Genomic DNA, 25244 nt, shown 5'->3' with positions numbered 1-25244 from the left:
AGGCGAACCGGACGGAAACGCATCAATTTTCGTCGTCACCCTCGTCGTCGGGGCCCGCCATCATTTCCTCGGCCACCGCCTCGGTCCGGCCGCGGATCGCGGTTTCGAGTCGATCCATCAGCTCCGGATTGTCCTTGAGGAAGGTTTTCGAATTCTCGCGGCCCTGGCCGATGCGGATCGAATCATAGCTGAACCAGGCACCCGATTTCTCGACAATGCCGGCCTTGACGCCCAGGTCGAGGATCTCGCCGATCTTCGAAATCCCCTGCCCGTACATGATGTCGAATTCGACCTGCTTGAACGGCGGCGCGACCTTGTTCTTCACCACCTTTACGCGGGTGGTGTTGCCGACGATCTCGTCGCCATTCTTGATCTGGCCGGTGCGGCGGATGTCGAGGCGGACCGAGGCGTAGAATTTGAGCGCGTTGCCGCCGGTCGTCGTTTCGGGGTTGCCGTACATCACGCCGATCTTCATGCGCAGCTGGTTGATGAAGATCACCATGCAGCGCGAACGGCTGATCGAACCGGTGAGCTTGCGCAGCGACTGCGACATCAGGCGCGCCTGCAGGCCGACATGGCTGTCGCCCATCTCGCCTTCGATTTCGGCGCGCGGGACGAGCGCGGCAACCGAGTCGACGACGAGCACGTCGATCGCGTTCGAGCGCACGAGCGTGTCGACGATTTCGAGCGCCTGCTCACCCGTGTCGGGCTGCGATACGATCAGTTCGTCGATATTGACGCCGAGCTTGCGGGCATAGACGGGGTCGAGCGCATGTTCGGCATCGACGAAGGCGACGGTGCCGCCGGTCTTCTGTGCTTCCGCCAGCGTGTGCAGCGCCAGGGTGGTCTTGCCCGAGCTTTCGGGACCATAGATTTCGATAACGCGCCCACGCGGCAGGCCACCGACTCCAAGCGCGATATCGAGGCCAAGCGACCCGGTCGAGATCGCCTCGACCTGCATTGCTTCCTTCGAGCCCAGTTTCATTACCGAGCCTTTGCCGAATGCGCGATCGATTTGCGCGAGCGCGGCGTCGAGCGCCTTCTGCCTGTCCGTTCCGTTCACTGATTTCCCCGATTCGACGAGTGACAATTGTCCGGCCATGACCGTCCCTTTCCTGCTCTAAAGCGACGGCAAGGCCACCGCAACGCCGAACCTGTGTGCCACATTTGTTCCTTTGGAACAAGTAGGGAACAAAAGAAAAATGAGGTGCCAGAATCGGCGGTTATCCGGGGAAGAATCCGTTCAGCACTGTTTCTATCTCGCTGATCCTGAACGGCTTGGTCACCAGCTTGCGATGCGCATGCGCCGGCGGAATGACATCGCCGCCGCCAGTGGTAAAGGCGAAGGGGATGCCATGTGCAGCGAGCGCGTCGGCGACCGGCCAGCCTTTTTCATCACCGAGGTTGATGTCGACAAGCGCCCCCGCGACCGGCTCGGCCCCGATGATCGCCAGCGCCTCCTGATTCGAGGTCGCCTGCGCCGGCTCGGGAAAGCCGAGCGCGTCGAACATGTCGACGAGCATCATGCCGATCAGCACATCGTCCTCGACGAGCAGGATACGCCGATTATCCAGCATCGGACACCCGATGCGCCGCCTCGTCGAGCGCCGCCGACACGGCTTCGGTCAACTGCGCGACCGAGAAAGGTTTGGGAAGAAAGGCCACGTCATCAATATCGATCGACTGGCGCAATTGTTCCTCGGCATAGCCCGACATGAACAATATCGGCAGCGTGGGACGTTTCGCGCGCATGGCACGGGCCATCGCGGGCCCGTCCATCGTCGGCATCACGACGTCGCTGACGATCAGGTCGATCTTGTCCATCTGCCCGAAACGCTCGAGCCCTTCCTCGCCCTGCGATGCGGTGACGACGGTATAGCCCGCCCGCACCAGCGCGCGCTCGGCGACCGCGCGGACCATATCCTCGTCCTCGACGAGCAGGATCGTTCCCGTTCCCCATTGGCTCTTCTTCGGCTTGGGCGGCGGCGCCGCGACTACCGGCACCTCGCCGTCGGCGCGATGGACGGGCAGATAGATGGTGAAGCTGGTCCCCTGCCCCGGCTTGCTGTCGGCGAAGATGAAACCCGCCGACTGCTTGATGATGCCATAGACCGTCGACAGGCCAAGCCCGGTCCCTTTGCCGACATCCTTGGTCGTGAAAAAGGGTTCGAAAATCTTGGGGAGCACATCGGCAGAGATGCCGGTGCCGGTGTCGCTGACCTTGAGCGCGCTATAGTCGGCGGGCGGCATGATCTCGCTGCCCATCTGCCGCGCCTCGGCCGACGAGATCGGATAGGTTTCGATCGTCAGCGTGCCGCCGCCAGCCATCGCGTCGCGTGCGTTGACCGCGAGGTTGATGATCACCTGTTCGAGCTGTCCCGGGTCGGCGCGCACCGCACCGAGCCCGCGTCCGTGATGCACCGACAGCGTCACCGTATCGCCGATCAGCCGCTTGAGCAGGTGCGATACTTCCGAAATCACGTCGGGCAGCTGCAAGATCTGCGGCCGCAACGTCTGCTGCCGCGAAAAGGCGAGCAGCTGCCGCGTCAGGCTGGCGGCACGGTTGGCGTTGCTGCGAATCTGCTGGATATCGTCATAATCGCTGTCGCCCGGCGTGTGGCGCATCAGCATGAGGTCGCAGGCGCCGAGCACCGCGGTCAGGATGTTGTTGAAATCATGCGCGACACCGCCCGCAAGCTGGCCCACCGCCTGCATTTTCGACGCCTGCGCAACCTGGCGCTTCAGCCGCGACTCCTCGCTCGAATCCTTGAGGCTGAGCAGCACCGCCGCCTCGCCGAGTCCGCGCACCCCGACGACGCGCATCGACACCGGCTCGTCGCTCTGCCCAGCAAGCCGGATCGACAGGTCGCCGCCGACCTGCTGCCCGCTGCTGTGACGGCGGATCATGTCGGCGAGCGGCCCCTTGTCTTCGCCCACCACCAGGTCGCCGGGGTAGCGCGGCGTCCGGCCGTCGGCGAGCCCCGCCGCGCGCCCGAACGCGCGGTTCATATAGAGGAAGCGCCCATCGCGATCGACCATCGCCAGCCCGAACGGCAACAGCGACAGCAAGGTTTCGACATAGCTTTGTGCGGTGCCGCGATCGGTCGGCCCCATTTCCTCGTCGAGCATCGCGAGCAGCATCGGTGTATGATTGTCGGCGGGTGCGAGCGGGATCTGGAGCATGCGCACGGGCGTCGCGCGATCACCCTCGCGCGCGAAATAAAGCGAGCCGCCGTCGTCGAGCCGCAGCATCGGCGCGACGTCGCGCCCGGCATAGTGGGAAGCATCCCCTTCGCCCAATGCGCGGAGCAGGAAGGCCTGGTTCGCGACGCGAAGCCGCCCCTCGGCACTGACGAGCGCGGTCATCACCCCGGCCTGTCCCAGCGTCCGCCCCGCCGGCCCGTCGAGATGGCGGACAATTTCGGATGCGAGGTCGAGCCGTTCGAGAGCCGAAAAGCGCCATACGAGATAATCCTCGGCCTGCCCCGTACGCGCCACCTGCGCGCGCAATTGCAGCGGCCCGACCGCGAGGTCGTCGACGCGGCCCTCGCCGTCGCGCCACGCAGCGCGTCCGGCATTTTTGAGCAGTTCGGGGCCGCGCCCATCGAGCGGCAGCCCCGGCGGCGTGATGAAGCCGCCGAACCAGGTGGCGAACAGGTCGTTGGCGCAGACGAGCCGGCCGCCCCGGTCGGTCACCGCCACCGCGACATCGTCGTGATTGACCGCCTGCCGCAGCATCGTCCAGTCGGGCAACGCTGCTTCACCTGCCATGGCGGCAGGAAAAAGCCGCCGGGCAAGAAGCACGCCGCCTGCGGCCATCGCAAGGCCAGCCAAGAAACCGGCAGTCAATATGCCGTCGCGCGTCGCCCAGAACAGCAAGGCGACCGACAACAGCCCCAGCCCGCCGAGCGCCGCATAGTCGGTACGCGACAGCGTCGGCGGGGCCAGCATCGATCCCCCGGGGCCCGCCCCCCTGCTGAAATCTTCCTCAGCGGCAGGCAGGCTTTGCGCGGTCAATGACAGTCTTTCCTATTGGCGCGTTACCAGATGCGGACGCGGTCTTTCGGCGCCAGATACAGCTTCTGGCCTTCCTTGACGTTATAGGCCTTATACCAAGGGTCAAGGTTGCGCGAGACCCAAGACCGCTGAATCGACGGCGAATGGGGATCGGTGGTGATCCGCTGCGACAGATTCTGTTCGCGATAGTTGCGCCGCCACACCTGCGCCCAACCGAGGAAGAAGCGCTGGTCGCCGGTCAGGCCGCCCAACACCGGCGCCTCCTTGCCGCCCAGCGACTTTTTATAGGCATCGTAGGCGATCGTCAGGCCGGCGAGGTCGCCGATATTCTCACCCAGCGTGAAAGTGCCGTCCAGCTTTTCGCCGGGCAGCACTTCATAGGCGTCATATTGCGCGACGAGTGCCTTGCCCGCGGCTTCGAACGCCGCGACGTCGGCGGGGGTCCACCAGTCGGCGAGCTTGCCGGTCTCGTCATATTTCGCGCCCTGATCGTCGAAATGATGGCTGATTTCGTGGCCGATGACCGCACCGATGCCGCCATAGTTGATCGCCGCGTCGGCCTTCGGATCGAAGAAAGGCGGCTGAAGGATCGCGGCCGGGAAAACGATCTCGTTCATACCGAAATTTGCGTAGGCGTTGACCTCCATCGGGGTCATCCCCCACTCCCAGCGCCGGATCGGGCCGCCGAGGCGGCCGATATTGTCGTCATGCGCGAACTGGTTCGAACGCAGCGAATTGCCGAACAGGTCGTCGGCCTTGATCTCCAGCTTGCCATAATCCTTCCAGCGGTCGGGATAGCCGATCTTGGTGGTAAAATTGGCGAGCTTCTTTTTCGCCTTCACCTTGGTTGCGGGCTGCATCCACGTCAGGTTGCCGATGCGCGTGTCGAGCGCCGCGAGGACATTCTTGACGAGGCCGTCCATCGCCGCCTTGGTTTCGGGCGGAAAATATTTGGCGACATAATCCTGGCCGACCGCCTCGCCCAGATTGCCGGTGGTGAAATCGACGGCGCGCTTCCAGCGCTCCTGCATCTGAGGCGTGCCCGACAGCGCGGTGCCGTAGAAGGCGAAGGCTTCCTGCGCGACCGCATCGGGCAGGACGTCCGAGAAACCGTCGAGGCTGCGGACGATCAATATGTCGCGGATGACGCCGATCGGCGCGTCGGCGAGCAGCTTCGCCTCGCCGGTGAAGGCGCTCGGCTGCGCAACCAGCAACGCGTTTTCCTTGACCCCGACGCCGCGGATGAAGGTCGTCCAGTCGAAGCCCGGCGCACTCTGCGCGAGTTGGCCAATCGTCATCTTGTTATAGACCTTGACCGCATCGCTGCTGTCATTCTTGTCCCAATGGACCGTCGCGATCTGCTTTTCGAACGCATAGATCGCCTGTGCCCGCGCCGCGGCATCCTTTTCGCCTGCCAGCGTCAGGACATTTTCGAGATGCTTGACATAGGCCGCCTGCAGCTTCGCATTGCGCTCGCCGTCCTTCAGGTAGAAATCGCGGTCGGGCATGCCGATGCCGCCCTGCCCCATCGAATAGATATAGACGTCGGGGTTCTTGTCGTCCTGGCCGACATAGCCGCCGAAGAAGTGCGAGACACCGCTGCGGTCGGCTTCGGCAAGCAGCGCGGCGAGCCCCGCCTTGTCGACGCTGCGGATCTTGTTCAACCACGGCTGGATCGGCGCGAGCCCCTTGGCCTCGACCGCCGCGGAATCGAGATAGGAGGCGTAGGCGCGGCCGATCATGCTGTTCGGGTCGCCCTTTGCCGCTTCGAGGATTTCCTGGGTCCGCTTTTGCGACAGGTCGCCAAGCGCGGTGAACATGCCATAGTTCGATTTGTCGGCCGGGATCTGGGTATTCTTCGCCCAGGTGCCGTTGGCAAAGGCATAGAAATCGTCGCCCGGCTGGACGCTCTTGTCCATGCCTGTCGTGTCAAAACCGAAATCGCCGATTTCAGGCTTGGCAGCAGTTTGGGCGGCGGGTGCGGTGGCGGTGGTTTCCTGCGCCATCGCCGGCAACGCGCCGAGCAGAAACGCGCCCAGCGCGGCAGTCGCCATCAGGCGCGAAGACGAATTGAGAGAGGTCATAGCATTCCCCGGATTTCAAGACAGAGCAGAGGATCGGCCCGCGGGTGCGGGACGATATTTAGCGATAGACCTGCTATACCCCTGCGCTGCGGCGGTTCAACCGGGGGGCGTGTCGCTCGTCGATGGCTCAAGTCGTTTGTCGCGCGCACGGCGAATCTTTTGCCGCCAGCGCAGGCGAATCCAGCTGTCCCAGATCACCGAGGCGAGAATATAACCGACGATCGCCGAAACCACCGAAATGACGAACAGCCCGGCCAGGCCGCCAAGCAACGCGGTCCCCGCGTTGGCGGTGAACCAATGCCACCATTCGACGAGCGAGGCCCCCTCGTCGTAAAGGATGTAGAGGTTCGACACATTGGTGTGCATGCCGAACAGCGCGCTGCCCAGCCACACCGATGCCGCGAGGATCAGCGGGGTGGTGACCGGGTTGGACAGGAAGGTCATCGCGGCCCCGATCGGGATATTCGCGCGAAACGGCAGCGCCAGCAGCGCGACGCCCAATATCTGCACGCCGGGAATCAGGAAAAAAATGCCGACGAACAGCCCCAGCGCGGTCCCGCGACGCACCGACGTACGGGTAAAGCGCCACAAATGGCTGTGCGCGACGCGGTGCGCGAACGGCTTGATAAAGCGGCTTTCCAGCAATTCCTCGCGGTTCGGCGAATTGCGCCGGATCCAGTTCATCAGGCCGGTTTCAGATTGGACGCGGCGCGATTTGATCTTTTTCATCTCGCTCATCCGCGGTCTTTCATCAGTCTTTGCTTGTCGCGCTTCCAGTCGCGTTCCTTGATCGACTCCCGCTTGTCATGCGCCTTCTTGCCCTTGGCGAGGGCAAGTTCGACCTTGGCGCGGCCGCGGCTGTTGAAATAGACCGAAAGCGGGACGAGCGTCATGCCCTGCCGCGCGACGCCGGCGTACATCTTGTTGATTTCGCGGCCGCTGAGCAACAGCTTGCGCGGACGCTTGGGTTCGTGATTGTGGCGGTTGCCATGGCTGAATTCGGGGATGTTGCTGTTGATCAGCCACACCTCGTTGCCCTTCACCTCGGCATAGCTTTCGGCGATCGTGCCCTCACCGAAGCGCAGCGATTTGACCTCGGTGCCCTGCAACGCGATCCCCGCCTCGAACACCTGTTCGATGGCAAAGTCGAAGCGCGCGCGCCGGTTCTCGGCGACGACCTTCTTCTTGTCGAATTCTGCGGCGGACTGGGGACGGGCCATTTCGAAACCTAGAGAACTCCCGCCGCGGACAGTGCGGCATCGACGGCTTTCCGCGATGCGTCGGACGCCGGGATGATAGGTAGGCGCACTTCGGGCGAAAACCAGTCGTGGACGCGCGACAGCGCATATTTGGCGGGCCCGGGCGACGCATCGGAGAACATCGCCTTGTGCAGGTCGAACAACCGGTCGTGCAATTGCAGCGCTTTCGCCCAGTCATCCGCGGCGCAGGCGGCCGCGAAGTCGGCGCACAGGCGCGGCGCGACGTTGGCGGTGACCGAGATGCAGCCGGCGCCGCCCATCACCGCATGCGGCAGCCACAGATCGTCATTGCCGCTGAGCTGGCAGAAATCCACGCCCGCACCCGCACGATGCATCGTCACGCGCGCCAGATCGCCGCTCGCATCCTTGATCGCGACAACCGACGGCATTTCGGCAAGCTTGCACATCGTCTCGGCGCTGATGTCGGCGACGGTGCGGCCGGGAACATTATAGACGACGATCGGCAGGTCGCACGCATCGGCGAGCGCCTTGAAATGCGCGAGCATGCCGTCCTGCGTCGGCCGGTTGTAATAGGGTGCGACGACCAGCGCCGCCGCCGCGCCCGCCGCCTGTGCATGGCGCATGTGGCGGATCGCGGTCGCGGTATCGTTCGATCCGCAGCCGGCGATCACCGGAACACGGCCCGCCGCCGCTTCGATGCAGCAGTCGATGACGCGATAATGTTCCTCGAAGCCCAGCGTCGGGCTTTCGCCGGTCGTGCCGCACGGCACCAGCGCGCTCGTTCCCTCGTCGATCTGCCATTCGACCAGCCGTTTGAAGGCCGGCGCGTCGAACGCTCCGTCGCGAAATGGCGTCACCAAGGCGGGAATCGAACCCGAAAACATGCTCCGCTCCTTTACAAAAACCGGCCCGCGACCGATAGGAATCTCAGGCGCGCCGCCTAATGGACGCCTATTCAGCGCCCCGCAAGGAGTTTGGCATTAATATGGCGTCCATGATTTCGCTGTCCCATATTTCCCGCCTCGCGCTCGCCGCGGCTCTTCTCATTCCTACCGCTGCCACGGCCAGCGAACTGACCCCCGAACAAATGGCCTGGTACCGCGCCCAGATGGGGCTCGCCTCGGCATCGGGGCCGCCGCCGTCGAGCAGTTCGGTCGGCGACGCGGTGATGGAATGGCGGCGGCTGACGGCGAACACCGGCGCCTCCTTCGACCAGCTTTCGCGCTTCCTGATGGCGAACAAGGGCTGGCCCGACGCCGACAAGATGCGTGGCCGCGCCGAAAAGGCGATCGCGCTCGACAGCTTCGACCCTGCGCGCACGCTCGCCTATTTCGCCGCCTACCCGCCGCAGACCGCGAGCGGCAACCTGCGCATGGCGCTCGCGCTCAACGCCACCGGGCGCCGCGACGAGGCCAACGCCGCGGTCCGTCGCGCGTGGACGAGCGGGACGCTCGACGATTATGAAACGAGCCGGGTGCTGAGCTTCTTCCCCGGCGCGCTGACTCCCGCCGACCACGATGCGCGGATGGACCGCCTGTTGTGGCTCGGCGCCACATCGGCGGCGGGCCGCCAGCTTGCCTATACCTCGCCTGAGCGGCGCAGCGTCTTTTCGGCGCGCCTGGCAATGCGCAGCGGCGCGGTCGACGCGGCGATGCAGGCGATGGCGGTCGAGGGCGCCAATCCGTCGCTGACGCGCACCGACGCGGGTTATATCACCGACAAGGCGACCTGGCTGCGCAAGGCGAACCGCGTCGGCGAGGCCCGCGCGCTGCTCGCCGCGCCGCGCTCGCTGGCTAGCGCGCCGGCCGATGCCGAGGAATGGCTCGAAACCCTGCTCACCAACGCACGGGCTGCCGATGCCGCGGGAGACAAGCAGACCGCCTATAATATCGCGCGGCAGCTCGACGACGCACTTCCACCGGGCACGGTGATCCGCGAAACCCCGCTCGGCATCCGCGACGATTATACCTCGCTCGCCTGGCTTGCCGGGCAACTTGCGTTCAAGAACCTCGGCCGCCCTGCGGAAGCGGTGCGGCTGTTCCGCAATTATGGCGAAGCCGCGCGCTCGGCGCAGACGCGGACCAAGGGTTTTTACTGGGCGGGGCGCGCCGCGCTCGCAGCAGGCGACCCTGCAACCGCCAACGCGCATTTCGCCGACGCCGCGCAGCATTATGACCAGTTTTACGGCCAGCTCTCGCTCGAACGGCTGAACCGGGCGCAGCCCAGACCCGCCCCGGTGCCGTCAATCCAGGTCAGCGGCGACGAAAAACGCGCGTTCGACGACGACCGCCTCGTCCGCGCCGCGCGCGCGCTTGGCGAAATCGGCGCGTGGCGCGAGCAATCATTGTTCCTGCGCGCCCTCGCGCAGAAAGCCACCTCCCCCGCCGACCATGTCCTCGCCGGACAGCTTGCCTCGGCGATCGGCCGCCCTGACCTTGGCGTCATGATCGGCCGCAGCGCGCAGGCGAACAGCCTCGATGCCGTCGAGGTGTCGGGTTTCCCGACCGTCCGCGTGCCTGCGGGGCATGAAGGCAATTGGACCTTCATCCACGCGATCACCCGGCAGGAAAGCCAGTTCGACCGGCAGGCGATCAGCCACGCCGGCGCGCGCGGGATGATGCAGCTGATGCCGGGCACGGCACGCGAGGTCGCAGGAAAGCTGGGGCTAAGCTACGATGCCGGGTCGCTGACCACCGACACCAACTACAACATGATGCTCGGATCGACCTATTTCCAGCAGATGCTGAGCTATTTCGGCGGCAGCTATCCGCTCGCGGTCGCAGCGTATAACGCCGGGCCCGGCAATGTGAACAAATGGCTGCGCGCCAACGGCGATCCGCGCGGCGGCGGGATCGAGATGGTGGATTGGATCGAGGCGATCCCGATCTTCGAAACGCGCAACTATGTACAGCGCGTGCTCGAAAACGCCGTCGTCTACGACACGCTTCGCGACGGAAACCGGTCGTTGCCCAATGCGCCGCTCAGCTTCTACCTCGGCAAACGCACGCCGGGTTAAGCCGCACCGTGGCGGGGGAAAAGACCAATGTCATCAGCCCTGCGGGCTTCGCGGCGCTGCGCGCCGAATATGAGGCGCTGTTCGGGATCGAACGCCCCAAGCTGGTCGAAACGATCAGCTGGGCGGCGGGCAATGGCGACCGCAGCGAGAATGGCGACTATATTTATGGCCGCAAGCGGCTGCGCGAGATCGACCGGCGGCTTTCCTTCCTCGCCCGGCGGATGAAGGCAGCGCGCATCGTCGACCCCGCGCAGCAACCCGACCAGAGCCGCATTTGGTTCGGCGCCACCGTCGAACTCGCCGATGACGACGACGCGCGCCGCACCGTCACGCTGGTCGGCGATGATGAGGCCGAGGCCGGTGACGGGCGGATCGGTTGGAACAGCCCCCTCGCCCGCGCCCTGCGCGGCGCGGCGGTCGGCGACCTCAGGACCGTGCAGCTTCCGGCCGGGCCGAAGGAATGGGAAGTGATGGGGGTAGATTATCCCGAAAATTGACATCGTGCGGCTGCCATCGGCGTAGGGCAGCTTTCGGCCGTTAGTTCCATCTCCATCATCGTCACCCCGGACTTGATCCGGGGTCCCGCTGGACGTCGAAACCTGCGCTACCTTCAAAAAAGCGGGATTCCGGGTCAAGGCGGAAGAGCCACGGGTCTCCTCCGCGGATGACGAAGCTGTAGAAAGCGACGCCCGCTCCCCACCCCAAAGCCGAATCTATGCCGCGCCATATTGTGCCCGCCATCACCGGCAATGGCTGGACGATCGGGTAACAGCTGATAATCTGATGCCCGATCGGGGGAGAACGCGGCAATGCGAAAAATGATGTTTCTGGCCGCAATATTGTTGCAAACTACGGCCCATGCCGCACCGGTGCGCCCGCCGCTGTCGGCGGTTACCGACCAGTTCCTGCTCGATCAGCTCGAACTCGGTGAGGAAATCGAAGGCCGCGCCGATGGAGACCTCAACGGCGATGGCGATACCGATACGGTGTTCGTGGTCGCGAGCCCCGACGAACGCCACCTCTATGTCGTGCTGAGCTATCGCGGCGAAGTCGACATCGGGCATCAGCCGGGCGGCGACTTCAAGCTGGCACCCGACGCGCTGGGCGCCGCCGAATTGTCGATCGCAAAGGGCGTGCTGACAGTCAAGGATCTGACCGGCGGCACCACCGCACTGTCGGCCACCTATCGCTACCGCGCCGACAAGGTGCAGCCGAAGATGCGGCTGATCGGGCTCGATGCGACGGTTTACAGCCGCACCTATGCGCACGACGGCAATGAGATGAGCTGGAATCTCCTCACCGGCGACGTCGAGACCAAGACGCTGAAACTCTCCGGCGAGGGTGAGGACGCGAGCTATGACGATGCGTTCGTCACCCGCTTCAAACGGCCGTCCAAACCGGTCTATATGGCGGACACGCCCGATCCCGAGGAACAGCTCGTCGCCTTTACCAAGGCCAAATAGCCTTGACTTTCATCATCCCGGCGAAGGCCGGGATCTCGATCACCGTTTCAAAAGCCACGCCGGGCTTCCGGCCTTCAGCCAAAGGCTGAAGTTTATCCTGAGCGCCTGCAAGGCAGTCGAAGGGCCGGAAGATGATCCGGGGGTCAGGGCTGCAGCAGCGCGGGGACGATCCAAACCAGCGACAGCACGACGATCGCCGCGATCAGCGAGATGGCGAGCACATAGCGTACATTGTGCCCCTTGACCCCGCTGCTCGCTTCGGTCTCGGTGACTTCGACATGATCCTCGACGACTTTCATGGTTCGTCTCCCTTTCTGGTCCCATACGAACGCGGGCCGGTTGCACGCGGTTCCCGCGCGCGTGATGGGAGAGAAATGCCAGAGGGTCTGTAAGCCGGGTTCTGTCCACCCCTTTTGACGGGGGATAGGCGATCATTCCTCTAGACGGACGGTTACCCGAACGCTCAAGCAGTCAACCCGGACGGCGGGGCCGGAACCGACCCTGGAATTGCTTCCGTGCCATCCCTATTCGACCTTGCTCCCGGTGGGGTTTGCCATGCCGCGTCCGTTACCGTCCGCGCGGTGCGCTCTTACCGCACCCTTTCACCTTTCGCCGGGCCGAAGCCTTTGGCGGTCTTCTCTCTGTGGCACTTTCCCTGAATCCGCCCGAAAGCGGACCCGCCGGACGTTATCCGGCACCGTGATTTCCGTGGAGCCCGGACTTTCCTCCCCCTCGCTTGCGCGAAGCGGCGATCGCCCGACCCTCTGGCGAGTGGGAGTATAGCAATGTTTGCGGAGATTAGCGAGGATTCGTCGCCCCCGCCTGCGCGGCGGCGGCGGCAGGGATTAATTGCCCTCGGGCTGCGGAAGCAACAGCGCCAGCAGGATCGCGCGGCACTCGCCGTCGATCGTCCCGTCGATCAGCTCAGGGCGGAAGCGGCGCTGAAATGCCACCGTCGCCGCAAACCCATCGGTCACATCATAGCCGAAGCGTTCGAGCGCGAGCAGGAAGCCCGCGTCGGTCCATAAGGGGTCGGTCAGCTTCTTGGTCGGGCGCGGCAGAGCGAGGCGGCGGCGCGCCAGTTCGTCCCACGGGAACAGTTCACCCGGGTCTTGCTTGCGCCGCGGTGCGATGTCCGAATGGCCGACGACATTGCCGCGCGTGACCGAATGACGGTCCTTGATCAGGTGGACAAGCCGCACGACCGAGGCGACCTGCGGATCGGGAAAGGGCACATAACCCCATTCGTGGCCGGGATTGACGATCTCGATCCCGACACTTGCCGAATTAATGTCGCTGATCCCGCGCCAGTGCGACTTGCCCGCATGCCATGCGCGCTTGTCCTCGGGCACCATGTGGGTGATCTGGCCATCCTCGCTGACGACATAATGGGCCGACACCTTCGCTTCGGGATCGGCAAGTCTATCAAGGGCTTCGGCCCCGGTCTTCATGCCGGTATAATGGAGCACGATCATGGATACGGGCAGCGCGCGATCGTCGAAATTGGGGGACCAGCGTTCGATGAAGTCGCTCATTCGTATCGTTGCCCGTCCTCAGCCTGCTCGGTCCCGATTGCGCCAGCGGCGGACAAATTGCAAGCTCAGCTACGGGCCTCAGGCAGCGGTGGCGCAGCGCGCCTGCTGATCGGCGGGCTCATAGAGGCCGCGCAGCCGCGGGCTGGCGACGAACTGGTCGGTCTGCCCCAGCACCGTTTCCCCTGCCCCGAGCACGAGGAAGCTTTGCGGCGCCGCCATCGCACGCAGCTTCGCAAACGCCTTCTGCCGCATCGGCAGCGAGAAATAGAGCAGGAGATTGCGGCAGAAAATCAGATCGGCCGGGCTCGCCAGCGGCGGCCGGTCGGTCAGCATATTCTGCACCGAAAAATCGATGCGGCGGCGAATATCGGCCTTGGCGAGCCAGCCGCCATCGGTCTGGTCGAACCAGCGGACCATGCGCTGCACCGGGAGCCCGCGCTGGATTTCGAACTGGCTGTAAAGCCCGATGCGCGCGCGCGAAATCGCATGGATGCTGACGTCCGTGCCGACGATATCGACTTGCCAGCCTGCCCATTTCGCATCCTGTTCGGCGAGCAGCATCGCAATGGAATAGGCTTCCTGCCCCGTCGATACGCCGCAATGCCAGATGGTAATGCGGCGACACGCCGCATTCAACTTGCGCAAATGTTCGAGTGCGGTCGAAGAAATGTCATCGAAGACACTATGTTCGCGATAGAAATAGGTCTCGTTGTTGAGCATCGCATCGACTGTGTCGTCGAGCAACTGCCGGCTGTTCGAGGTCACCAGCGCTCCGACCAGTGCGTCGAGATCGGCGACGCCATGGCGCTGCATCACCGGCTTCAGTGACATTTCGATGCGCCAGATGCGGTTCGGCGACAGCGTCTGCCCGGTCCGCGATTCGAGTACGCCCATCAGCACGCGATACGCCGATTCGCTGGCGCCGCCACCGCCCATCATGGTTTGCCGCGCCCCGCAAGAAAGCTGCCGAGCATCAGCGCAATGGCGTCGGGATTGAGCGTCGCCGCCGCGATCCCCGCCTTGGCGACCGCGCCCGGCATCCCCCAGATGACGCAGCTTTCGGGCGCCTGCGCGAAGACCGTGCCGCCCGCCGCCTTCAGTCTCTGGGCGCCGTTCGCGCCGTCGCGCCCCATGCCGCTGAGGATCACCGCCACCGCGCCCTTGCCATAGGTTTCGGCGACCGCTTCGAGCATCGGATCGGCGGACGGGCAGCAGCCGTTGTCGGTCTGGCGCCGGTCGAGCAGGATTTCGCGGCGCTGGCCATGGGTCGCAAGCATCAGATGCGCGTCGCCCGGCGCCAGATAGATATGCCCGCGCTCGACCGCCATGCCCCCCGCCGCGACCTGGACGCGGCGTGTCGTCATTGTTGCGATCTGCTTGGCGTAAAACTCCATGAAGGCGTCGGGCAAATGCTGGGTCAGCAGGATCGGCGCGGTGATGCGTGGGTCGAGATTGGCCAGAAAACTCGCGAAAGCCGGGATGCCGCCTGTCGATGCGGCCACCGCGATGCATTCGATCGGCTGCGCGGAGTCGATCGCGACCGGGGCTGGCGGCGGCGCCGCGCGCTGTGCCGCGCGCGTCGCCGCAGGCGTCGGCTGCTGGCCGAGCGACAGGATGCGTTCGGTGAGCACTTCGGCAAAGCGCCCCGAAAAACTGCCGCGGCCGGGCTTGGCGAGCGTATCGCTCGCGCCGAGGGCCAGCGCCTCGATCGCGGCGGGTCCGCCTTCGACGCAGTTCGACGACAGGATGAGGACGCGCGCATTCTCGGCCCGCTCGATGATGTGCGGCAGGGCATCGATACCGTTCATTCCAGGCATTTCGATGTCGAGGATCACGACGTCGACCGGCTCGCAGGAAAGAAAGGCGAGCGCGTCTTGCGCGGAGGCGACCGACGCGCAGATCTTCAGCCCCGGATGCTGGTCGACGATGCGTTCGAGGATGCTGCGGACGACCAGGCTGTCGTCGACGAGCATCACACGCACCGACCGGGTTGCCGGCACACCGGCGCCCTGGGGATTATCGGGAAAAAGGCGCTGCGATGTCGCCATGCCAGGATTCTCCTAGGCCACGCCGACGAGTTGCAACTTTCCTTCCAGCGTTTCGCGGTCGAACGGCTTCATCACATATTCGTCAGCGCCCGCCTCGATCGCGGCGCGGATGTGGTCGATGCTGTTTTCGGTGGTGCAGAATACCACCCGCGGCCGTTCTTCGCGGCCATAATCCAGATCGTTGAACGCCCCCAGGAATTCCATCCCGCTCATCACCGGCATGTTCCAGTCGAGCAGGATGACATCGGGACGATGCGCGCGGCAGAAGGTCAGCGCCTCCTGCCCGTCGGCCGCCTCGTTGACGGCAAAGGACATGCTTTCCAGTATGTGACGGGCGACCTTGCGGATCACCTTGCTATCGTCGACGACCAGACAGGATTTCAACATAAACAATCTCCGACCCCCCGGGGATATCCGCCACGTTATGGCGAAGGGGTGTCCAGCCCGTTAACAGCCCGGTTAATAACCCGATGAATCACGCCGCCGCCTGGGCCGGCAACGTGACGAAATGCGACGGATCAACGACGAGCAATGATGCCCCCTGATGTTCGATGACCGCATCGGCGACGCGCGCCCAGCCCGGTAGCAATCTGCTCACGATCCGCGCCTCGGGCGCATCGATGAAGCAGACATCCTCAACCTCGTCGGCGAGCAGCGCATAGCCATGGTCGGCGACATCGACGACGATCGCCCGTTGTCCGGGGATGACCGGCACGGGCGGCAGCCCGACGACGACATGCGGGTCGATCAGCGTGAAGACGCGGCTGCGCAGCGCGAAAAGCCCCGCGACATGCGGCGGCGCGGCGGGCACCCGGACCGGCGTGCCGACGGTCACCACCGAATGGATCGCATGGCTGCGCAGCGCGACCCGCGTATCGGCAATGCGCGCGACCAGATAGAGTTTGTCCATCATGCGCGGCCTCCCCCGACACACAGGCGCAGCGCATCGAGCAGCGCGGCCCGATCGTAACGATAGACAGTCTTGTCGTCAGGCCCGGCCGCCGCGATCGATGCTCGCAGGCGGATGACCGGCGCGTCGGCATCGGCATGAGCACAGGGACCGTCCCCATCGGATAGACAGAGCAGCACGTCGGCCGCTTCGTCGGCGTCATCGCCCGATACGACGCGGTAGCCCGCGGTGCGCAGGATCGGCGCCAGAAAATGACGGCCCCACCCGTCGCGATCGTCGGCCAGGCGGCAAAGCGGCTGGCGCAGCATCGGAGCTTCGCCGCCGCCATATTGCGCCATCAGCCAGAAAGGATCGATCAGTTCGACCGGATCGCCGCCGATCAGGACAACTCCGGCGACCAGTCCCGGCGCCGCCGCCGGCTGGATCGCATCGGGCAAGCGGACGATGTCGATTACCGCGGCGATCGGATAACAAAGCGCGGCGCGTCCGTCGTAAAGGCGCAGCAGCTTGACTGCGCCATCGACGTCGGGCCGCTGTGCGGCATGGACCGCGAAAATATCGCTGCCGATCCGGACCTGGACGCGGCCTGCAGCCTCGAACAACGCATCCGCCGGCACTTCTTCGACGCGTTCGATGACCGAAAGCGGAACCCCGCGCGTCCGCCCATTCGTATCGCGAAAGAGCAGCAACTGGGTCGCATTGCGCGAGGCCGCGGCTTCATCCGCCGCATCGGCGTTGCGCGCGGCTTCGGAGGCATCGATACCCGACGCGGCAAGCAGCCCCTGCACGTCGAGCAGCAGCACCGGGCGGCCGTTGTCGGGCAAGGTCGTCCCGGCATAAAGCCCCGTCGCCATGATCATCGGCGCTGCGGGCTTGATCACCAGTTCCTCATGATCGTGGATCGCCGCAACGCTGAGCGCATAGCTTTGCCCCTGCCCCGGCCGGATCACGACCAGCGCGCGGTCGTCGACGTCGTCCTGGTCGTCGCTCGTACAGCCAAGCACATCCTCGAGCCGCAACAACGGCAATTGGTCGCCGCGCACCGTGGCAAGTTCGCCGCCGCCGACGCGATCGATGCGGACGGTGTCGCTCGTTTCCAGCATGATTTCGCGGACCGCCCCGCGCGGAATGGCGAAATATTGCCCTGCGGCGCGCACCATCAGGCCCGAAATGATCGTCAGAGTCATCGGCACGCGCAAGATGATCGTCAGCCCGCGTCCCTCTTCGTTGCGCACATCGACGACGCCGCCGATCTTTTCGAGGTTCGATTTGACGATATCCATGCCCACCCCGCGGCCCGAAATCGCCGTAATCTCTGATGCGGTCGAAAAGCCGGGCCGGAAGATGAGCGCAATTTTGTCCTTCTGTGCCATGGCGCGCGCTTCGCCTGCGGTCACGATGCGGGCGGCAATCGCCTTGGCAACCAGCGCGTCGGCCGACAGGCCCCTGCCATCGTCGCGAATCGCGATTTCGATCTGGTTGCCCGACTGGCGCGCCGCGACCGAGATCGTCGCGGTGACACCCTTGCCCGCCGCGACGCGTTCGTCGAGCGGTTCGATGCCATGGTCGATCGCGTTGCGGACGATATGGATCAGCGGGTCGCGGATATTCTCCATCATTTCGCGATCGAGTTCGACCTCGCCGCCGCTGGTATCGAACCGGATTTTCTTGCCGAGACCCTGCGCCAGGTCGCGCACGATGCGCGGCAACGGCGCGAACAATTTGTCGATGCGCTGCATCCGCATCTGGCTGACCGACTGGCGCATGCCCGCGATCGAATCCGACAGGCGGTCGAAGGATGCGATCAGCGACGCATCGGCCCCCGATTCGCGCAGCATCCGGGCGAATTCATTGCGGGCCAGGACGATATCGGTGACCCCGGTCATCACGCTGTCGAGCAGGGGCAGCGGCACGCGGATCGATCGCCAGTTCTGCAACTCGGCGGTCAGGTCATCTTCGCGGCGCAGCGGCACCCCGGCGACCTCGACGGGCGCGTGCGGTATGTCCCCGGTCTCGGCCAGCGCATCGATGACATAAGCGTCGTCGCCCGCCGGTTCGACGCCGGTGGTGCCGAGCGCGGCACACACGCCCGATAGCCGGTCGATGATGGCGAGCACCGCGGTCACAAGCGCTGCGTCGGCCGCCCGATGACCGCGTCGCACCTGATCAAGCGCCCCTTCGGCCGCGTGCGACAGCGCCGTGACCCGCGGCAGCGACAGAAAACCTGAACTGCCCTTGATCGTGTGAACGAGACGAAAAATCGCGTCGAGACGGTCGCGGTCAGCCGGATCCGCTTCCCACGCGACGATGGCCCCGCCGGCTTCCGCGAGAATTTCCGCCGTTTCGGCCAAAAAGTCGTTCAGCAGATCGTCCATGACGGTACCGGTGCGCCCCAAATTCGAAGCGCGACCATGACCGACAATGGTTAATGGACGGTTTTGCTTCGCGATTATATCGCTGACGGGCCCGCTACAGGAATGACGGGTTTAGGCCGGTAGTTGCCGTTCCACGGATTATTCTCTCCCCTTTAGGGGAGAGATACGCAGGCTTGCCAGCTTGCTGGCTAGCCGGAGTTGAGAGGGGTTTGGCCACGTCCCCCTCTCCCAACCCTCTCCCCTGAAGGGGAGAGGGCTATATGTCCGCTCCCCACCCCAAAGCCGACATCCATCCATCCCGTGCGGGCATTAATCCCGCCCCACCTTCAGCGAATGGATCTGCCACACATATTTTTCACGATCGGCGATGCAATAAAGTCCGTTCACGATCACCACGCCGGCGCGTTCGGCCTTTGGCATCACGGTCAGCGCGACGGCGGTGCAATTGGGGCGAACCGGCCGCGCGACGGCATCGACGTCGGGAAGCTGGGGATAGGGTTCGCGGTAACGATATTGCCCGTCGGTGGGCTCTGCACCCAGTGCGCCGAACAGCGTCACCATGACCGCCGACCGCGCTACCTCGCCTATTCCTGCACCGTCCAGCTCACGGTCCAGCCGTTCGCGGCTCTCACGCTCGAGGCTCGGCGATTGCGGCACCACGGCGCCCGCCATCGACGTGGCTCCAAAAATCGCAGCGACGGCCAGACTCGCACCAAGACGTCGATAGGCTCTGTTCGAACCGTTCGGACGGAAACCGTCGGCCATGCGCGCCTCTCCCTATCTCGCGCCCGGCCGGATGATCGGCGGGCCTTCAACTCGCCATTGCCGATACGAGGCGCCCCGAACCGGCGCTATGACCTGTCTCACATGGGCGCGGCCCAAATCGCAGACAGCCTTGGGACAGAAGGACCTAGAGTCTGTCCCGGAGAGATTGAGGCGTCGTGATTGCCGTGGGAAGCCCGCCGGCAAGGAGCGGCGCGCCGCGGGTTTCCCACGGCAACCGCTGTGCGGGGGCCGATTTCAATCTCTCCGCGACAGACTCTAACGCCCCTTGAGCACCGCACCGACGAGGAGCGAGGTCGGCGTTTCGCGGGCGAGCATGACTGTCCCGGCATTTTGCGCTGCCACCGCCTGAACGAGGATCGCGGGCGCGGTGCGTGACGTCATGGCGCCGGTTGTTTCGCCCTCGGCCAGGATGCGTTCGACATCGGCGTCCAGGAAGATGCGCTCGGCCTCGACATGCAAGGCAATCTCGATCGCCCCGTCGGGGGCCGCACCCTGTCGTTCGCAGCCGATGTCGAGCCGTCCGCCGCGCACCAGCGCATCGACGAGGATCAGTGCGAGGTTGAGGATGATCTTCACCGCGGGCTTCGGCAAAGACTCCTCGCCGATCATCCAGTTCAGCGTGATCGGCCGTTCGGCCATGATTCCCTCGATCGCCGCCTTTGCTTCGTCCGGCGGCACCGCTTCGCCAAAGCCCCCTGCGGAGCCGAAGGCGAGGCGGAAGAACTTCAGTTTCGCTGCCGATGTCCGCGCGCTCTGTTCGAGCAACTCGAAACAGCGCGCGCGCATTTCGGGGTCTTTTTCGTCGGCGAGCAGTTCCAGCCCGTTCGCGAAGGCGCCTACCGGGCTCAGCAGGTCATGACACAGGCGCGAGGCCAGCATGGATGCGAAATCGACGCGATCGTCGGACATGAATAAAGTGGCTCCCCAGCGCAGTATCCGGCAGTTTCCGGCGTGATCCTGCTCCTAGGGCAGCGGCAGGCATAAGGGCAAGCACCATCGTTCTCGTCATCCCGGCGAAGGCTCCGTTCTTGAAATTCTATGCCAGGAACCCATATCGCGTTCAATGCCGGGGGAAGACGACATATTGACCGTCGCGCTGGATGACAGCGCAGCCGGATTGCGGCTCGACCGGGCGCTGGCCGAAGCCCTCCCCAATCTTTCGCGCGAACGTTTGAAGAGCCTGATCAAGGGCGGTCGCGTTGCCGATTCCGGCGGCACAATCCTCTGGGATCCGTCGGCGAAGGCCGCCGCGCCCGCGACGATCAAGGTACGAATTCCTCCCGCCGCGCCGGCACATAATGTCGCGCAAGACATGGACCTCGTCATCGCTTATGAGGACGAGCATCTGATTGTCGTCGACAAGCCCGCGGGGATGGTCGTCCATCCGGCCGCCGGCAACCTCGACGGGACGATGGTCAATGCGTTGCTCCATCACTGCGCGGGCCAGCTTTCGGGCATCGGCGGGGTCGCGCGGCCGGGGATCGTCCACCGCATCGACAAGGATACCAGCGGGCTGATCGTCGCCGCCAAGCACGACAAGGCGCATGAGGGGCTGGCGAAACAATTTGCCGCGCACAGCATCGACCGCCGCTATCTGGCACTCGCCACGGGGCGCCCGATGCCCGCAAGCGGCACGGTCGATGCAGCACTCGGCCGTTCGAGCACGAACCGCAAGAAGATGGCGGTGGTCGCTGAAGACCGCGGCAAGCATGCGATAACCCATTACCGGACGGTCGAGCCGCTGAACAATGCGACGTTGGTCGAATGCCGGCTCGAAACCGGGCGCACGCATCAGGTGCGTGTCCATATGATGCATATCGGGCATCCGCTGGTCGGAGATCCAGTCTACGGCCGCGTCAGAAAACCGTTGTCGGAGGTCTTGAAAGCGCAGAATTTCGTGCGGCAGGCATTGCACGCGGCCCGTTTGGGTTTTATTCATCCGGTGACCGGTAACAGGATCGCGCTCGACAGCGAAATCCCTGCGGATATGCGGGAACTGATCGATGCACTGCGCGTTTAGGTTTCGAATAAAAATCTATCTCGACCGCCGGACCCAACCGCGGCATATTTCTCCTCTGAAAATTAGGGAAGACGCTACCAATGGCTAATAAAAGCAACGTTCCGGCCACGGTGCCCGCGCTCGGCGGTGAGGCGAGCCTGAACCGCTACCTGGCCGAAATCCGGAAATTTCCGCTGCTGACGCCCGAGCAGGAATATATGCTTGCCCGGCGTTTTCAGGAGCATGGTGACAGCGAGGCCGCGGCGCAGCTCGTGACATCGCATCTTCGTCTCGTCGCGAAGATCGCGATGGGCTATCGCGGTTATGGCCTGCCGGTCAGCGAGTTGATCAGCGAAGGCAATATCGGCCTGATGCAGGGCGTGAAGAAGTTCGACCCCGAACGCGGTTTCCGCCTCGCCACCTATGCGATGTGGTGGATCCGCGCCTCGATCCAGGAATTCATCCTCCGCTCGTGGAGCCTCGTGAAAATGGGCACCACCGCGGCGCAGAAGAAGCTGTTCTTCAACCTGCGCCGGATGAAGAACAACCTAGAGGCGTTCGAGGACGGCGACCTGACGCCCGAACATCTCACCAAGATCGCGACCGACCTCGGCGTGACCGAGGAAGAGGTCACCAGTATGAACCGCCGCATGGCAATGGGCGGCGACACGTCGCTGAACGTTCCGATGGGCGAGGATGGCGACAGCCAGTGGCAGGATCTGCTCGGCGACGAAGGCCCGCTGCAGGACGAACGTGTCGCCGAGGCGCAGGAACGCGACGTGCGCCACGCGCTGCTCAGCGAAGCGCTCGAAACACTCAACGAACGCGAACGCCACATCCTGACCGAACGCCGCCTGACCGATGATCCGAAGACGCTCGAGGATCTGAGCCAGGTCTATGACGTCAGCCGCGAACGCGTCCGCCAGATCGAGGTGCGCGCCTTCGAAAAGCTGCAAAAGGCGATGCTGAAACTGGCCGGCGACCGGCGGCTGGTCGGCGCCTGAGTTTCTCCTCTTCCCCGCTCCGGATTCGATCCGGGGCGGTGATTATGGATGAACCCCGCTTGCCTCATGCCGGGGAGCGGTTAGTTAGCCCTCATGGCAACCCATTCCCGCGCGAAGCAACGCAAGCTCCCCTGGTATCTGCGGCCGCTCAAATGGCTGCTGTGGTTCATCATCGCCTCGGTGGTCTGGGTGCTGATCTATGCCGTCGTACCGCCGCCGGTGACCTTCACCATGCTTGCGGACAGCAGCGGCATCACCAAGGACTGGACCGGCCTGTCCCGCATCGACCGCAACATGGTCGCCGCGGCGATCGCTGCCGAGGACGGCAAATTTTGCAGCCATGACGGCTTCGATCGCGACGCGATCGAACAGGCGATCGAGCGCAACGCCAAGGGCAAACGCCTGCGCGGCGGGTCGACGATCAGCCAGCAGACCGCGAAAAACGTCTTCCTTTGGCAGGGTACGGGCTGGACCCGCTATATCCGTAAGGTGCCCGAAGTGTGGTTCACCTTCCTGATCGAAAAGATCTGGGGCAAACGTAGGATCATGGAGGTTTACCTGAACGTCGCCGAGACCGGAATCGGCACCTATGGCGTCGAGGCCGGGGCGCAACGCTATTTCCGGCACGGCGCGGGCAAGCTCACTCCCGCCGAGGCCGGACGCATCGCCGCGATCCTGCCGCTGCCCAAGAAGCGCGAAGCGGTCAGCCCATCGGGCTTCACCCGGCGTTACGGCAACACGATCCGTGCCCGCATCGGGGTGGTGAAGCGCGACGGGCTGGACGCGTGCATCTATAAATAGGGCGGACGCTGTGCGGCGCGCGGTCGCCGTTCAAGCGCAGATGTCGGTTGCGGTGGAGTGGGCGCTGCGTCCCAAAATTTGTCATCCCGGACCTGATCCGGGACCCACTGCAGCGCCGAAGTCATGGACCCCGGATCAAGTCCGGGGCGACGGGGCAAGAAAAGGTCCGCCTCGGGCCGACCGTCACCGCCATATTCTGCTTCGCCAGCGCCTTTCCAGCGACGGCATCAGCATCAGTTCTGGCTGGTCGTCACCGTTGCGACGACCGGCTTCGGCACCAGCGTTTCCGCCGCAACCACACGCTTGGAATCGCTCGCCAAAATCGCCTTTTCCAGCGCCGCGACCTGCGGGCATTTGCTCGCGCAGATGCGCTGCGCGTCGGCCAGCTTTGCGCGGGCAAGCTCGAGCGCGCCCTTGTCGGCGAGTGCTTCGCCTTCGCCGGTCAGGGCGACGATGTCATTGGGTTCGAGCAGTTGCGCCTCGCGGTACAGCCCGATCGCCTTGCCCGGCAGGCCTTGCGCCCGCGCGACCTGCGCCAGGGCGATGATCGCCGAACGGTTGCGCGGGTCGGCCGCAAGCGCCGATTCATAATAGTCGATCGCGCGATCGAGGTCGCCGGCGCCCTGCGCCTTGACACCTTCCTCCTGCAGCGCGGTCGAGCGCGGGAGAATGTCGTTGTCGGCGCGCTGCGCGTCGGACGCCGTCGGCAGGCTGGCGAGGACAAGACCGGCGGCCACGGCCAGGAAACCAACGCGCATTGCATTCTCCCATCGCTTCATTGCCGGCGATGCTAACATGGCGCCGTCAGCCGCGCGAGAAAAAAGCCATCGCATTGGTCGTGCCCCGGAGTCAGCAGATATCCGCCACCCGCCGCGCGGCCGACACCCTCGGGCAGATAACCGCTATCGGCAGTCCAGCCGCTATGCCGGTTCAGAAAATCGTCCACCTGTGCCCGCCCCTCGCGCTCGATGATCGAGCAGACCGCATAGAGGAGTTTGCCGCCCGGCGCCACCAGACCGGCTCCAAGGTCGATCAGTTTCCGCTGGTCGGCAAGATGGCGGTCGAGCCGCGCCGGCGTAAGGCGCCAGCGCAGTTCGGGGCTACGCCGCCAAGTACCGCTGCCCGAACAGGGCGCATCGACGAAGACCCGAGCCGCGCGGCCGTGCCAGTCAGCGAGCATCTCGGCTTCCTGGCCCGGATTGAGCAGCCGCGTTTCGATGCGCACCGCGCCAGCGCGGGCTGCGCGCGGCGGCAATTGCTGAAGCCGCGCGCGGTTCGTATCGCACGCCAATATGTCGGCACCGTCGCCGGTCGCCGACGCGATGGCGAGCGTCTTGCCCCCCGCGCCGGCGCAAAGATCGACGATCGGCAGATCCGCGGCCGCGGCGAGCGCCAGCGAGGCATATTGGCTCGCCGCGTCCTGAACCTCATATTGCCCGTCCAGATAGGCCGGATCCTGCACCGCCGCGGTTTCGGGCGGCAGCCGCCAACCATCCGCCAGCCCGGCGATCGCCTTACCTTGGGGAAACAGCACGGCCAGATCGTCGCGCGCCGCCTTGAGCCGATTGGCGCGCAGGTCGAGCGGCGCGCGGGCGAGCATCGCTTCGCCCTCGCCTTCCACCAGCGGGTCGAACAATGCGACCAGCGCGTCCGCCGCCAACCCGGTTTCGGCGCGCGCCTCGTCCGGCGCAATCGGCGCGGGTCCATAACCCGACCCGTCGAACAGCGAAGCGAGGCCCGGATCGGCATCGACCAGCGCCAGCATCGCCGCACGGCCCGACGCCGGAGCCGACCGCACCAGGCGAATCGCGTCATAGACATGGCCGCGGATCGCGCGGCGATCCTTCGACCCCGCATAACGGCGCGAACGCATCGCGTCGGCAAAGATCGCGTCGGCGGGTGGTCCGCCGTCACGCGCGGCGGCGGCAATGGCGTCGAGGATCTCGATCGCCGCCTGAATGCGTGCGGCAGGCGTCATCGGCCCGC

At 64.8% G+C, this 25244-nt stretch carries 24 protein-coding genes and 1 other RNA gene; 6 read left to right on the top strand and 19 right to left on the bottom strand.

The features are described from left to right. Nucleotides 1-22: 22 nt before the first annotated feature. The 7 genes from recA to dapA all read right to left on the bottom strand — a co-directional run bounded on the left by recA (nucleotide 23) and on the right by dapA (nucleotide 8205). Nucleotides 23-1102: a recombinase RecA gene (gene recA, locus FHR22_RS04070; protein ID WP_166939201.1), complete on the bottom strand. Its 1080-nt coding sequence runs from the start codon at nucleotides 1100-1102 to the stop codon at nucleotides 23-25. A gap of 121 nt (nucleotides 1103-1223) precedes the next feature. Further along, entirely contained in the window at nucleotides 1224-1577 is a 354-nt protein-coding gene (locus FHR22_RS04065) for a response regulator (RefSeq protein WP_166939199.1), read from the bottom strand. After that, on the bottom strand, nucleotides 1567-3951 hold the full coding sequence (locus tag FHR22_RS04060; protein WP_166939197.1) for a hybrid sensor histidine kinase/response regulator: 2385 nt from the start codon (nucleotides 3949-3951) through the stop codon (nucleotides 1567-1569). Before FHR22_RS04060 ends, FHR22_RS04065 begins: the two co-directional genes overlap by 11 nt. 89 nt (nucleotides 3952-4040) lie before the next feature. After that, entirely contained in the window at nucleotides 4041-6101 is a 2061-nt protein-coding gene (locus FHR22_RS04055; RefSeq protein WP_208417474.1) for a M13 family metallopeptidase, read from the bottom strand. 96 nt (nucleotides 6102-6197) lie between these two features. Further along, nucleotides 6198-6839 carry a DUF2062 domain-containing protein gene (locus tag FHR22_RS04050; protein WP_243853455.1) on the bottom strand — a complete coding sequence of 214 codons (642 nt, stop codon included), beginning with the start codon at nucleotides 6837-6839 and terminating at the stop codon, nucleotides 6198-6200. Continuing rightward, nucleotides 6836-7321, bottom strand: a complete 486-nt coding sequence (smpB, locus tag FHR22_RS04045; protein ID WP_039575066.1) for an SsrA-binding protein SmpB — start codon at nucleotides 7319-7321, stop codon at nucleotides 6836-6838. The genes FHR22_RS04050 and smpB overlap by 4 nt, the downstream gene beginning before the upstream one ends. An 8-nt stretch (nucleotides 7322-7329) precedes the next feature. Further along, nucleotides 7330-8205 carry a 4-hydroxy-tetrahydrodipicolinate synthase gene (gene dapA / locus FHR22_RS04040; RefSeq protein WP_166939195.1) on the bottom strand — a complete coding sequence of 292 codons (876 nt, stop codon included), beginning with the start codon at nucleotides 8203-8205 and terminating at the stop codon, nucleotides 7330-7332. A 101-nt stretch (nucleotides 8206-8306) separates the two neighbouring features. On the opposite strand from dapA, the gene FHR22_RS04035 reads away from it, so the two are divergent. From FHR22_RS04035 to FHR22_RS04025, 3 genes are all read left to right on the top strand, one after another. Next, nucleotides 8307-10337 carry a lytic transglycosylase domain-containing protein gene (locus FHR22_RS04035; protein ID WP_166939193.1) on the top strand — a complete coding sequence of 677 codons (2031 nt, stop codon included), beginning with the start codon at nucleotides 8307-8309 and terminating at the stop codon, nucleotides 10335-10337. Between the two features lie 8 nt (nucleotides 10338-10345). Beyond that, entirely contained in the window at nucleotides 10346-10834 is a 489-nt protein-coding gene (greB, locus tag FHR22_RS04030) for a transcription elongation factor GreB (RefSeq protein WP_166939191.1), read from the top strand. Between the two features lie 312 nt (nucleotides 10835-11146). Further along, the gene (locus FHR22_RS04025; RefSeq protein ID WP_166939188.1) at nucleotides 11147-11800 is read left to right on the top strand and encodes a hypothetical protein; all 654 of its coding nucleotides are present in this window, start codon (nucleotides 11147-11149) and stop codon (nucleotides 11798-11800) included. Between the two features lie 143 nt (nucleotides 11801-11943). On the opposite strand, the gene FHR22_RS04020 is transcribed toward FHR22_RS04025, so the two are convergent. The 10 genes from FHR22_RS04020 to FHR22_RS03975 form a co-directional block, all read right to left on the bottom strand. After that, on the bottom strand, nucleotides 11944-12099 hold the full coding sequence (locus FHR22_RS04020) for a hypothetical protein (protein ID WP_156344038.1): 156 nt from the start codon (nucleotides 12097-12099) through the stop codon (nucleotides 11944-11946). A 74-nt stretch (nucleotides 12100-12173) separates the two neighbouring features. After that, an RNA gene (rnpB, locus tag FHR22_RS04015) (RNase P RNA component class A) lies at nucleotides 12174-12568 on the bottom strand. A gap of 77 nt (nucleotides 12569-12645) precedes the next feature. After that, nucleotides 12646-13335, bottom strand: a complete 690-nt coding sequence (locus FHR22_RS04010) for an N-acetylmuramoyl-L-alanine amidase (RefSeq protein ID WP_166939186.1) — start codon at nucleotides 13333-13335, stop codon at nucleotides 12646-12648. 78 nt (nucleotides 13336-13413) lie between these two features. Continuing rightward, complete coding sequence (locus FHR22_RS04005) at nucleotides 13414-14274, bottom strand: CheR family methyltransferase (protein ID WP_243853453.1); 861 nt, start codon at nucleotides 14272-14274, stop codon at nucleotides 13414-13416. Continuing rightward, entirely contained in the window at nucleotides 14271-15383 is a 1113-nt protein-coding gene (gene cheB, locus FHR22_RS04000; RefSeq protein ID WP_166939184.1) for a chemotaxis-specific protein-glutamate methyltransferase CheB, read from the bottom strand. The genes FHR22_RS04005 and cheB overlap by 4 nt, the downstream gene beginning before the upstream one ends. A gap of 12 nt (nucleotides 15384-15395) precedes the next feature. Further along, the gene (locus FHR22_RS03995) at nucleotides 15396-15767 is read right to left on the bottom strand and encodes a response regulator (RefSeq protein ID WP_166940738.1); all 372 of its coding nucleotides are present in this window, start codon (nucleotides 15765-15767) and stop codon (nucleotides 15396-15398) included. 91 nt (nucleotides 15768-15858) lie between these two features. After that, nucleotides 15859-16296, bottom strand: a complete 438-nt coding sequence (locus FHR22_RS03990) for a chemotaxis protein CheW (RefSeq protein WP_166939181.1) — start codon at nucleotides 16294-16296, stop codon at nucleotides 15859-15861. After that, complete coding sequence (locus FHR22_RS03985) at nucleotides 16293-18668, bottom strand: chemotaxis protein CheA (RefSeq protein ID WP_166939179.1); 2376 nt, start codon at nucleotides 18666-18668, stop codon at nucleotides 16293-16295. Before FHR22_RS03985 ends, FHR22_RS03990 begins: the two co-directional genes overlap by 4 nt. Before the next feature lie 309 nt (nucleotides 18669-18977). Continuing rightward, complete coding sequence (locus FHR22_RS03980; RefSeq protein ID WP_166939177.1) at nucleotides 18978-19433, bottom strand: hypothetical protein; 456 nt, start codon at nucleotides 19431-19433, stop codon at nucleotides 18978-18980. 276 nt (nucleotides 19434-19709) lie between these two features. Beyond that, the gene (locus tag FHR22_RS03975) at nucleotides 19710-20363 is read right to left on the bottom strand and encodes a histidine phosphotransferase family protein (RefSeq protein WP_166939174.1); all 654 of its coding nucleotides are present in this window, start codon (nucleotides 20361-20363) and stop codon (nucleotides 19710-19712) included. Nucleotides 20364-20517: 154 nt separating this feature from the next. On the opposite strand from FHR22_RS03975, the gene FHR22_RS03970 reads away from it, so the two are divergent. The 3 genes from FHR22_RS03970 to mtgA all read left to right on the top strand — a co-directional run bounded on the left by FHR22_RS03970 (nucleotide 20518) and on the right by mtgA (nucleotide 23258). Beyond that, nucleotides 20518-21474 carry an RluA family pseudouridine synthase gene (locus FHR22_RS03970; protein ID WP_166939172.1) on the top strand — a complete coding sequence of 319 codons (957 nt, stop codon included), beginning with the start codon at nucleotides 20518-20520 and terminating at the stop codon, nucleotides 21472-21474. Between the two features lie 80 nt (nucleotides 21475-21554). Beyond that, complete coding sequence (gene rpoH, locus FHR22_RS03965; RefSeq protein ID WP_166939169.1) at nucleotides 21555-22457, top strand: RNA polymerase sigma factor RpoH; 903 nt, start codon at nucleotides 21555-21557, stop codon at nucleotides 22455-22457. A 93-nt stretch (nucleotides 22458-22550) separates the two neighbouring features. Then, on the top strand, nucleotides 22551-23258 hold the full coding sequence (mtgA, locus tag FHR22_RS03960) for a monofunctional biosynthetic peptidoglycan transglycosylase (RefSeq protein ID WP_166939167.1): 708 nt from the start codon (nucleotides 22551-22553) through the stop codon (nucleotides 23256-23258). A gap of 233 nt (nucleotides 23259-23491) precedes the next feature. Here mtgA and FHR22_RS03955 read toward each other — a convergent pair whose 3' ends face one another. Both FHR22_RS03955 and FHR22_RS03950 read right to left on the bottom strand, forming a co-directional pair. Then, nucleotides 23492-24016: a tetratricopeptide repeat protein gene (locus FHR22_RS03955; protein WP_166939164.1), complete on the bottom strand. Its 525-nt coding sequence runs from the start codon at nucleotides 24014-24016 to the stop codon at nucleotides 23492-23494. 32 nt (nucleotides 24017-24048) lie between these two features. Continuing rightward, nucleotides 24049-25236, bottom strand: a complete 1188-nt coding sequence (locus tag FHR22_RS03950) for an RsmB/NOP family class I SAM-dependent RNA methyltransferase (RefSeq protein ID WP_166939162.1) — start codon at nucleotides 25234-25236, stop codon at nucleotides 24049-24051. Between the last annotated feature and the right edge of the window lie 8 nt (nucleotides 25237-25244).

This window comes from Sphingopyxis panaciterrae, assembly GCF_011762125.1.
Lineage (GTDB): Bacteria > Pseudomonadota > Alphaproteobacteria > Sphingomonadales > Sphingomonadaceae > Sphingopyxis > Sphingopyxis panaciterrae.
The sequence above is the reverse complement of the archived record's forward strand: the minus strand, read 5'-3'. Positions and strand labels throughout refer to the sequence as shown.

Coding starts and splice junctions, on each gene's coding strand:
- FHR22_RS04065 (WP_166939199.1), bottom strand. CDS start 1,577: ATGCTGGATAATCGGCGTATCCTGCTCGTCGAGGACGATGTGCTGATC.
- FHR22_RS04010 (WP_166939186.1), bottom strand. CDS start 13,335: ATGAGCGACTTCATCGAACGCTGGTCCCCCAATTTCGACGATCGCGCG.
- FHR22_RS04020 (WP_156344038.1), bottom strand. CDS start 12,099: ATGAAAGTCGTCGAGGATCATGTCGAAGTCACCGAGACCGAAGCGAGC.
- FHR22_RS03950 (WP_166939162.1), bottom strand. CDS start 25,236: ATGACGCCTGCCGCACGCATTCAGGCGGCGATCGAGATCCTCGACGCC.
- FHR22_RS03975 (WP_166939174.1), bottom strand. CDS start 20,363: ATGTCCGACGATCGCGTCGATTTCGCATCCATGCTGGCCTCGCGCCTG.
- FHR22_RS04025 (WP_166939188.1), top strand. CDS start 11,147: ATGCGAAAAATGATGTTTCTGGCCGCAATATTGTTGCAAACTACGGCC.
- FHR22_RS04035 (WP_166939193.1), top strand. CDS start 8,307: ATGGCGTCCATGATTTCGCTGTCCCATATTTCCCGCCTCGCGCTCGCC.
- dapA (WP_166939195.1), bottom strand. CDS start 8,205: ATGTTTTCGGGTTCGATTCCCGCCTTGGTGACGCCATTTCGCGACGGA.
- FHR22_RS03955 (WP_166939164.1), bottom strand. CDS start 24,016: ATGCGCGTTGGTTTCCTGGCCGTGGCCGCCGGTCTTGTCCTCGCCAGC.
- FHR22_RS04005 (WP_243853453.1), bottom strand. CDS start 14,274: ATGATGGGCGGTGGCGGCGCCAGCGAATCGGCGTATCGCGTGCTGATG.
- FHR22_RS04060 (WP_166939197.1), bottom strand. CDS start 3,951: ATGCTGGCCCCGCCGACGCTGTCGCGTACCGACTATGCGGCGCTCGGC.
- FHR22_RS04055 (WP_208417474.1), bottom strand. CDS start 6,101: ATGACCTCTCTCAATTCGTCTTCGCGCCTGATGGCGACTGCCGCGCTG.
- FHR22_RS03990 (WP_166939181.1), bottom strand. CDS start 16,296: ATGATGGACAAACTCTATCTGGTCGCGCGCATTGCCGATACGCGGGTC.
- smpB (WP_039575066.1), bottom strand. CDS start 7,321: ATGGCCCGTCCCCAGTCCGCCGCAGAATTCGACAAGAAGAAGGTCGTC.
- rpoH (WP_166939169.1), top strand. CDS start 21,555: ATGGCTAATAAAAGCAACGTTCCGGCCACGGTGCCCGCGCTCGGCGGT.
- FHR22_RS03985 (WP_166939179.1), bottom strand. CDS start 18,668: ATGGACGATCTGCTGAACGACTTTTTGGCCGAAACGGCGGAAATTCTC.
- FHR22_RS04050 (WP_243853455.1), bottom strand. CDS start 6,839: ATGAGCGAGATGAAAAAGATCAAATCGCGCCGCGTCCAATCTGAAACC.
- FHR22_RS03970 (WP_166939172.1), top strand. CDS start 20,518: ATGCCGGGGGAAGACGACATATTGACCGTCGCGCTGGATGACAGCGCA.
- recA (WP_166939201.1), bottom strand. CDS start 1,102: ATGGCCGGACAATTGTCACTCGTCGAATCGGGGAAATCAGTGAACGGA.
- mtgA (WP_166939167.1), top strand. CDS start 22,551: ATGGCAACCCATTCCCGCGCGAAGCAACGCAAGCTCCCCTGGTATCTG.
- FHR22_RS03980 (WP_166939177.1), bottom strand. CDS start 19,433: ATGGCCGACGGTTTCCGTCCGAACGGTTCGAACAGAGCCTATCGACGT.
- cheB (WP_166939184.1), bottom strand. CDS start 15,383: ATGGCGACATCGCAGCGCCTTTTTCCCGATAATCCCCAGGGCGCCGGT.